This window comes from Candidatus Methanodesulfokora washburnensis, from assembly GCF_003947435.1.
GTDB lineage: Archaea > Korarchaeota > Korarchaeia > Korarchaeales > Korarchaeaceae > Methanodesulfokora > Methanodesulfokora washburnensis.
On record NZ_RCOS01000037.1, the window covers coordinates 1 to 8,747 of the forward strand.

The window sequence follows — 8,747 nt, forward strand, 5'->3', positions numbered from 1 at the left end:
AACTTGAGCTTCTTCTCATCCATTTTTCCCTTAATTTTCTCAGCCACTTTCCTGCCCTCCTCAGTAATCCTTATCTCATCATTCACATGCACTAGGTTCATCAGGGCAAGCTGTTCTAGGTCAGCATCCACCTTGCTGTATGGGCCATAGCGATTGAGCCCGTATAATTCCCCATTCTCCACTCCAAAATATCTTGAAAGCAGAAATATCTGCTTTTGCAGGTTTTTTCCTCTTATCGGCTCTCCCTCAAGGCTATCCAGAAGAAGGAGTATCAGGACTTTTATTTTGCTCAGGTTCTTCTCGTATTCTTCAGAAGCCATTAGCAAGCCTCTATTAAGAAATCTTAAAAACCTTCTGTGAGTTAATGCAATAAAATCCAGCGATCAGGATGAGATTCGATCAGCTTTCTGATAAACATCACTCTCAGTAAGGAGGTGTTTTATCCGGAGATTGAAATGAAGAATGAAATGAACAGGGATAATTCAAATATAGACCTCAGAAAGGCTAGAAGTCAGCCGCTCTCCAGAACTCTTATCTCATCTCTATCCACTATACCATTTCCATTCTTGTCAGTCCAAAGGGCTACAACATAGGTTTTCTGGCCTACATCTGGAAGTATTGTTAAGCAGGCCTCTGTCCCGAATCTGTGGGTCCCCATTACATAGACCCTTCCATCTCTGATGGATATCAGGCAGTAATCCCTCTTCCCCCATGAGCTTGTGTACACAGTCCCGTTTACCGTCATTGAATCCTTGGTGAATGATACCCCTTTGATCGAGCTCCATCTATTGGAGAGAGGGCCTCCAACCACTATTCTCCCTCCGTTAGATATCAAGGCATCCGGAAAGTGTTTTCTCACTATCATTAGATCTATTTCAGACCCAACGCTGAAGGAGGGCAGTATGAGGGCATCCTCTATTTTCTCAATCCTCTTTACTGGGCTTGAGAGCTCCCCATTTATGTAAGCCCTGTACTTCTCCCCAAAGCCGTCATTTGTGTCATCGAATATCCACACACCTACTATTCTTCTGCTTGCTCCAAGCCCCAGTTTCTCCCTCATTCTCTCTGCCCAAGAAGCTGAGCTCTCAGCATCCCATATCCCGGTCACTATGATCTGCTTTTCGAAAACCCTGTTGTATAAAGCCAGCCTAAGGGGGTCATATAGCTCGGTTACCACGCTCATATTACTGTAAAGTCCAGCCTTTACAGCTTCCACAACATAGGCCTCATCGAGCCACACCCAGTAGATGCTCCTAAGCCTCTCGGGAAGGGATAGATAGAACTCCTTTATCTCTCTTGGGTCAAATTTCCTGTCCTTCCAGCCATACCAGACAGCTATGCCCTGAGTTGACCTGAGATTTGATAGAAAATTCATCAGCTTCATGATAGCTGAATTTGCACTGCTTCCCCTCAGCAGATAGTTCCACTCCTCCCCGTACTTCCACTTCGGGAGTATGGCATAAAGTATTCCTAGCCTCCTGCTCCAGGCTAGCTCGTCCATAAGCTCTAAGTTCTTGAGGAACAGAGGATCGTCATCTAAGGGTATCAGCAGTATTATGAAGTTGTATCCTGCTGATGATATTATCTTTAAATCATCATCTATTAGCTTGGCATATCTTGATAAATTCTCTTTAACGTAGAAATATATCCTGTCCCCGTATTCTTTCTGCCATTTAGGTGATGATGCCTTCGATGGAAGTATGTAAACTATGCCCCCAAATGGGATCTGGGGCTCCTCTGTTAGCCTGACTTTCAGGCCATAGAACTTGTTCAGGATTAGCTCAGCCACATAGAGGAATCCGAGCGAATCGGTTGAAGATGCCACTTTTATGAATGTTCCATTGCCCACCCTTATGGCTGCTGGATCAAATGCGCTATCAGATTTCCCATATGCCTCGATCAGCATATCCTTTGCTGTGAAGGGCCTCATGCTCTTGAATCCCCTCAGACTGGGGATGTACTCTTTACCTGCTTCCGTAACCTCAACATATACCTCCTCAGCTGAAGTAACTTTCCCGCCAAATGGAACCTCCTCTATCCCATCCTTGTGCTCAATCCCTTCTTTGTGCCCTATGTAATAGAACTCCCAGTCTCCTGTCCAGATGATAGTTCCTCCGCTCCTCAACCACCTCACTATCAGGCTGTCTTTAGTTCCATCCCAGACAGTATCGGGCAGCACATCACTTGTAGGAACTAGTATGGCCCTCTCACCAGCCAGCAGCCTTTTTGCAAGGGAATCAGCATCCACCACCTCATAATTCACCTTATACTCATCAAATATCGATAATAGATAGTTCTTGTATTCCTCAGGCCTCCTTATCCAGTTGCTTCCGTATCTGGGATCGAAGTATACCAGCACTTTAGGCCCTCTTGAGGCAGTGCAGGGATCCACTCCTATCTCATACAGCATCTTGTCAGCTATATAGGGTATGAAGCCGAGCTCCTTTATGGCATTCATCACCTTAATGGCCTCTTCCCTGTCATTGGGATCAACGTAATCGACTACTATCACTGGAACCTTCTCATTTATGTGCCTCAGCTTCTCCAAATAATATGATCTTTCATCCTCGCTCACCGGAACGTAGTTCAAATTATCATCCAGACCCATGAAGAGGTCCTCAAAGAGAAAGCCATCTATATAGGGGTAAACGGAGTCGAATATCTCAAAGCCCCTGTTTATCACTATCAGCTTGTCCGGATACCTCTTCTTTAGAGTTATCACAAAATCTGATAGCGCATCAACAAAGCTTTTCTCGTTTTTCTCATCCGCAACCAGCTTGTATGAATCAAGTGTATCCAAGAAGAAGCCATCGAATCCTCTCTCAACTATGGATCCAGCCACTCTCTCTATCAGGAACTTTCTGTACTCGGGGTTCCTCACATCAGCTATGTAGGATTTCCAGACAGAATTGTATCCAATTGCATAATTTTTTATCTCATTGAAATAGCTTCTATGCTCCTCTATCTCCCCCACGCTTATGTAGGCTATAAGCTTCGCTCCTCCGCTCTTATTTACGAAAGGATTGTCGGGATCAACTATCACCCAGTCATGGGTCCTGAGGATCTCCTGAGGAATTGGCTTATGATTGTAGTACACTAGAACACAGCTCACCTTCTGTCTGTCTTTTATTGAGGGTATTGAAGCATCATTAGGATTTACTGTGCTCTGTTGGGCTTCTGTGAAAGGCCAGCTTCCTGCAATTAATATCGTTATGAGGAGTATGGAGAGCCATCTCATATAAAGACCTTAAAAACTGATGATATATTAAATTTGCGCTATTGATCTATGATCTCTAGTTGCTGGGCAACTAGAGGCTAGAACATTTCCTCGAGCTGTTAATTTTTTAAGCAACATTACAGAAGTAATCTGTGAGCTGGCTCAAGAGGTTTGTTCTAGCATTTTCTGAGGCTATATTCTACATTTACGCCTTAATCTGGACTATTAAGCCAAGAAAAGCAAATTCCATGAAAGAAGTTCTGGATCTATTCTATCTGGACTTCCTCAGGCTCAACAAGAGCGATGTTGAGGTTGTAAAGATCGATGAAAACGAGCTCATCACGAGATGCAGGAATCCATGCCCTATTCTGAAGCTTTCCCTCATGTTGAATGTGGACACAAAGATCTCCTGCAGAATTGTCTCAGAGCCTGTCTGCAAGTATGTGCTGCATAAGCTAAATCCCCATTTGGTATTCCAGAGAAACTACAATCACATAAGGCCCTATTCGGATAGCTGTGAAGAGCGCATATACTTTGAGAAGGGAATTTCTGATTGAAACTTTAGGGGCAGAAGTGAAGGTAATAATGTGCAAGCAGTTCTTCTCCTTCATTCGAAATTTTTATCTGTACTATCTGCTAACCTAAGCTGTGTCAAACGACACTAAAAGAAAATTCTTGAACTTCTTAATAAATCACATATCTGATATTCTGACCATATGTCTTGTCGCCACAAGATTGACCGGGTTTAGCGCTTTCGAGAACATCATTATCCTAGCGATAATGGCCAACGCATCCTATGAACTGAACCTTATACAGAGCTTCTACGGGATAAAAGTCCCCACGCATATAAAGATATCTCAGGCACTGATATCGATAATCCTAGCATTGGCTCTTGAGGATTTTGAAAGATCCATTTTCTTTAAAAAACCTAATGAGATTCTCTACATTATTGCGCTCTTCTCCGCCACTACAATTCCTCCATTAATCTGCCTGAGGGGGCTTAGGGAGGCATCAGACTATATGAATGAGTTCTCGCTTAAAGTAATTAGGGTCTGGAGGGGATGGAAAGAAGAGGATTCTTGGAAGAACTACATGGATCATGTTGGAAAATCTAAGCTTATCGTTCCTTTAACGTATTACCTGATCTCGGTGCTCATAATATTGCTTCCTTCCTTGGTCTTCGCCTTTATTTATACCCTCTATTCTGCAGAGGATCTGTGGTTCTACATTTCGGTGGGGATATATCTGCTATATAGGTTTGGCTTAAAGGAAAAATACTCTTTAGAGGGTATTATGAAGCCAGTTCTTCTTAGAGAAGAGATTTTCTCCCTTCAGCCAATAATACAAGTTCTTTTCTCTATATCTGCTCTAGCTAATATAAATTTCATTCAGGGTTTACGGGGATCCCTCACGAACTCTATCATTCTTGTAGTTAACTTATATATAATATTTTATAGTATTTACTTAGAGAATTTACTTCTGAGCATGAAAGAAACAGGATTCGCCCACCCCCTTCTCTCCATTATTCTTTCCATTTCCATCTTAGTAATAGGAGGATATTATTCGTTTATCCTTGGAATTCTTCCCATTTTAATCTTTGTTGCCGTTATTCGCTTCATAAAAGGTAGTAAAGGATATAACTGGTTTATAATAGATTCCATATTTACACTTATGTTACTGATAATACAATTTTATGTTTTCCTTGGAGTGGATGCCGCGATCATCTTAATTCTAGCTGTTTTATCTGGCATCTTTATGGAGCTAGGCCTTAAAAGGACATACGTTCTCCTCGCTCCAGCATCAATACCTCTTCCATTCATGTTCTTGATTATAAATGCGAGAAGTACAGCTTTTGCTCTTTTATTCTTAGCAATAATTGCAACTATTATATTTCTATATATGATTGGAAGGGGAATTATGAAAACCACGCTTGAGAAGCATAAGGAAATCCATAAAGGCCGAATATTATGATAAAACCAGTGAAGCTCTACTTTGGTCAATAATGCGCACATACCATGAGTTGGATAGCTGATTCTGCCTAAGTAGATTCAGCGTGATTGTCTCCTTAATCCGCCCTCTGGAAGTAGATCACAAAATCCAATGGCAGTTCTGCATTCATCAGGGGCTTCAAATTTATCCCCCGTTAAACCTTCTAAAGCATGAATAGTAGTCGTGCTGATCCTCAATAGAGGCGGAGGTTCTCATAAGCGATAAGCTTATGATAGTCATAGAGAGACCTGGTGAGAGTCTGTGGAGGTTAAGAGGGGAAAGCATGGAGAGAAAAAGCGAGAAACCTGAGATCTGGCTCTAAAGGCCCTGAAGTTTAAGTGTAGTGAGGAATGCTAAAAACAGCGATGCGCGGTATTAAGATGGGAAAAGGATCTGACGCTAATGATGGTAGAGTTAGGTTGACTTTTTTCTATGTTTGAGCCTTCAGGAGATTTGGAGAATGTTACAGTAAGCTCTTCTTTAACTTGGGGGAAGAAGGGCCCAAGCAATGTTGATGTCCCCAGCTCCCCAGTGTTCCCGTGATAAAAAATTTCCCCGAACACGCTCAACTCTAATAATGTTCTCCCGGTTCTTGTAAAAATTTCTATTAAGATTCTTTAATCTTGGATTGAGTTAAGCCCCTCATCCAGAACAGAGGAGCTTTTCTGCACTTTAAATAATCCACATAACCTGTTATCGACCTGAATTCCGGCTCTTCGTTCACTAAATCAAGTCTTATACATATCTCATCTGTACCATAGAGGAATATGTTTAAACAATCCCTTGCAATCTCCTCCGAGATCTCTGGTGGAGGGGAGAAAACGGGCTTTGCCCTCGGTTCCTCGCCTTCCTCATATGCAAAGTAGCTCACAAAATTGCCAGTCCACTCAAGACCTAGGATGAGCCATTTATTCCCACCTTTAAAATAATCTTTGAAGTGAGCTCTTCCTCTTCTCGTGTACTCACATCCCCTCTCCAAATCCATGCAATGAAAGAACACATCCCTGCTACTTTTGTCTATTCCAATTAGATATAGAAATCTTTTACCCTTTCCTCTTATGTAGATGTTCCCCTGATATGCAGTGCTTTTATCAAAATCGAGCATTACTTTCGCCATCACTGCATTGTAATTCCCTTTTCTTGCGCGCGCTGACAGGGCATCAGCCGAGCCCTACAACTGGAGAAGATGCAAGAGGGAGCAAAATCATAAAGCTGGATATAGAGAGAGTTGCAAAGGCACTGGGGGTTGAGCATGTGAGAAAGGCAGATCCTTGGAACCTGAAGGAGATGCAGAACACAATAGAGGAGGCAATGGGAGTTGAGGGACCAAAGCTTGTGATAGCAGAGAGAGTTTGCACACTTCAGGCAATCAGGCTTAAGCAGTACAAGCCAAAGGTCATGTATAGGGTTATTGAGGAGAAGTGCATAGGGTGCAAGCTGTGCATAGAGTTCGGATGTCCCGCTAATGTATTCTATGCGGAGAGGAATAAAGCAGCAGTGGATCCCAGTTTATGTGTTGGCTGTGGTATGTGCGCGCAGTTATGTCCCACAAAGGCTATAGTGGAGGTGGTCCAATGATAGTGTATCAGATGATAGTCGCAGGAGTTGGAGGTCAGGGCTCCGTCAGGATAAGCCATATAATAGCAGATGCAGCGATAAAGGAGGGCTTCAACGTGAGAGTTGGGGAGAAATTCGGGGCTGCTATGAGAGGAGGAGCTGTCTCAAGTCACATAAGGATATTTAGAGGGGAGGACATAGCTCCAGTCATACCTCCTGGTGAAGCGGATTCTGTCATGGCCCTAGAACCTCTTGAGGGCGCAAGAGCTGCCTCTAGGTTCCTGAAAAGAGGTGGAATTCTGCTAATGAACACAGTTCCTATATATCCTGTGGATGTGAGCTCCGGAAGGGCAAGATACCCGAGTGTTGATGAGATAGTGAGAAGGGCATCGAGCTTCGCTTGTGTCTATGCTTTGAATGCAGCGGAGCTGGCAGAGAAAGCAGGATCCATTAGAACTGTAAACTCAGTGATGCTCGGCTCTTTATCAGGGCTAATGGTTCTTCCAGTATCTAGAGAAAGCCTTCTGAGCTCTTTGCTTGAGGGTGTACCTAGGGGAACTGAGGAGATTACAGGAAGGCATTTGAGCTTGGAGCAAAGGCTGTAGAGAGATTAAAGTGAGCGCTTGAACGATCTATAGTTGAGAAACTACAAATAATTTTAATGAAGATCTCAGAGAAAGTTTTTGATATAAATATTTTATTCAAATTTCTGTATAGAATGCTAGCAAATCTTCCTGCTCTATTTAATGTTAAGCTCTTTATGCAGTTTTTATTTGAAGTGTATCCTTTTCATAAGTACTACTTTCTAAGTGATTGCTCTTAAATTTCATTCAATGTCCTGATATACTGCTTGTACTCTTTAGTTAGCTTGTTCTTCAATTTTTCATCCGCTGTGTACATGAATGTGCCCTTTACAACGGCAAGCCCAATGTATGCTGCATCATATATTGTAATCCTGTTCTTAAATGCAACTTCGATCGTTTTATCGCGATACTCTCCCTCAAGCGAGTAAAGCTCGATCGAGTAGGATTGTAGGGCCTCCCCTATCCCCTTCATCTCATCCTCTGAAAACAGGTTCTTGTAGTATAGAGCATTCAGCACCTCAAAGATGATTATCTCAGGAGCTATGAGCCTCAATTCCCCGCTGATGTATCTGTCCCTGATCTCCATAGCTTTGCTTGAGTTCTCCTCCTCGACAAACCACTTGACAATCACGCTTGCATCAATCACTGCTAGCTGTATACCGTGCTTCCCGGAACATCCTGATGATCTTCTCAGCGCTGGGCTCACCCTTGCTCCTCCTCCTCAACTTTTCATTTATCAGAACAGCTTTTGCTATGTTCTTTCTCTTCTCTTCCTCTATCTTTCTTGTTATAGCCTCCCTAATGAACTCGCTCCAGTTGATTTTGATCTCCTTCATCATTCTTCTTGTCTCATTGTCCACTCTGACTGTAATCACTGCCATACTTGTATTGTTGTACAGCTTGCCTATAAACTTTAGCGGAGATCTAGCGTGCTTCAGCGCAATAGCTGAAAAAGTGAATATTTATAGATTCTCGTATATTAGCTGAGATGAGCTGGATGTTCAAAATTAAATCCCAGAAGGAGTGGGAGGATCTGGTGAGAAGAGGGCTGAAAGGGGAAGTATGGGCACTTGAGATTGCAGCTGAAACTGCACTTAGCGCTGTAAATGATGTGAATAAGCTCAGCAGGGAGGCAGCTGCCTTCTTGTCCCATCTCATGTGGCTGGCTGAGGAGTGCGAGAGGATGGTGTCTTGGATCACGAGGCCCTCATGTAAGGATGTAAGAGAGGCTTATCTTAGGCTAGGGATCAGGCCGGAGAGAATGGATCTCCCGATATCGGATCTTATTTTGTTGAGAAGAATGTTTAACTCAGTTCCGGCTCTCTGGGCGGAGGAATTTATATGAGGGAGATAAGCGAGTGGCTCCCAGTTTTCCTCTCTTTCTATCCGGTTCTTCACAA

10 protein-coding genes are annotated in these 8,747 nt (G+C 43.0%); 5 read left to right on the top strand and 5 right to left on the bottom strand.

Translation table 11 applies throughout. The features are described 5' to 3' along the window. Together D6D85_RS02650 and D6D85_RS02655 are read right to left on the bottom strand one after the other, a co-directional pair. The coding region (locus D6D85_RS02650) for a hypothetical protein (protein ID WP_133308284.1) at positions 1-320 on the bottom strand (320 nt) is incomplete at its 3' end. Positions 321-511: 191 nt separating this feature from the next. Further along, the gene (locus D6D85_RS02655) at positions 512-3,238 is read right to left on the bottom strand and encodes an endo alpha-1,4 polygalactosaminidase (protein WP_125670534.1); all 2,727 of its coding nucleotides are present in this window, start codon (positions 3,236-3,238) and stop codon (positions 512-514) included. A gap of 131 nt (positions 3,239-3,369) precedes the next feature. Here D6D85_RS02655 and D6D85_RS02660 point away from each other — a divergent pair, with 131 nt between their 5' ends. Next, on the top strand, positions 3,370-3,774 hold the full coding sequence (locus D6D85_RS02660; RefSeq protein ID WP_125670535.1) for a hypothetical protein: 405 nt from the start codon (positions 3,370-3,372) through the stop codon (positions 3,772-3,774). Between the two features lie 91 nt (positions 3,775-3,865). Beyond that, positions 3,866-5,188, top strand: coding sequence for a hypothetical protein (locus tag D6D85_RS02665; protein ID WP_125670536.1), 1,323 nt, complete (start codon positions 3,866-3,868; stop codon positions 5,186-5,188). A gap of 625 nt (positions 5,189-5,813) precedes the next feature. On the opposite strand, the gene D6D85_RS02670 is transcribed toward D6D85_RS02665, so the two are convergent. Beyond that, positions 5,814-6,323 carry a hypothetical protein gene (locus D6D85_RS02670; protein ID WP_161969642.1) on the bottom strand — a complete coding sequence of 170 codons (510 nt, stop codon included), beginning with the start codon at positions 6,321-6,323 and terminating at the stop codon, positions 5,814-5,816. 23 nt (positions 6,324-6,346) lie between these two features. Between D6D85_RS02670 and D6D85_RS02675 the strand changes: the two genes are divergently transcribed. Both D6D85_RS02675 and D6D85_RS02680 read left to right on the top strand, forming a co-directional pair. Continuing rightward, on the top strand, positions 6,347-6,784 hold the full coding sequence (locus D6D85_RS02675; protein ID WP_161969643.1) for a 4Fe-4S binding protein: 438 nt from the start codon (positions 6,347-6,349) through the stop codon (positions 6,782-6,784). After that, on the top strand, positions 6,781-7,368 hold the full coding sequence (locus D6D85_RS02680; RefSeq protein WP_161969644.1) for an indolepyruvate oxidoreductase subunit beta: 588 nt from the start codon (positions 6,781-6,783) through the stop codon (positions 7,366-7,368). The genes D6D85_RS02675 and D6D85_RS02680 overlap by 4 nt, the downstream gene beginning before the upstream one ends. Before the next feature lie 214 nt (positions 7,369-7,582). Here the strand turns inward: D6D85_RS02680 and D6D85_RS02685 are convergent, their stop codons facing one another. Together D6D85_RS02685 and D6D85_RS02690 are read right to left on the bottom strand one after the other, a co-directional pair. After that, the gene (locus D6D85_RS02685) at positions 7,583-8,053 is read right to left on the bottom strand and encodes a type II toxin-antitoxin system VapC family toxin (protein ID WP_237558726.1); all 471 of its coding nucleotides are present in this window, start codon (positions 8,051-8,053) and stop codon (positions 7,583-7,585) included. After that, positions 7,986-8,228: a hypothetical protein gene (locus D6D85_RS02690; RefSeq protein WP_125670540.1), complete on the bottom strand. Its 243-nt coding sequence runs from the start codon at positions 8,226-8,228 to the stop codon at positions 7,986-7,988. Before D6D85_RS02690 ends, D6D85_RS02685 begins: the two co-directional genes overlap by 68 nt. 107 nt (positions 8,229-8,335) lie before the next feature. On the opposite strand from D6D85_RS02690, the gene D6D85_RS02695 reads away from it, so the two are divergent. After that, the gene (locus D6D85_RS02695) at positions 8,336-8,692 is read left to right on the top strand and encodes a hypothetical protein (RefSeq protein ID WP_125670541.1); all 357 of its coding nucleotides are present in this window, start codon (positions 8,336-8,338) and stop codon (positions 8,690-8,692) included. The last annotated feature ends 55 nt before the right edge of the window (positions 8,693-8,747 follow it).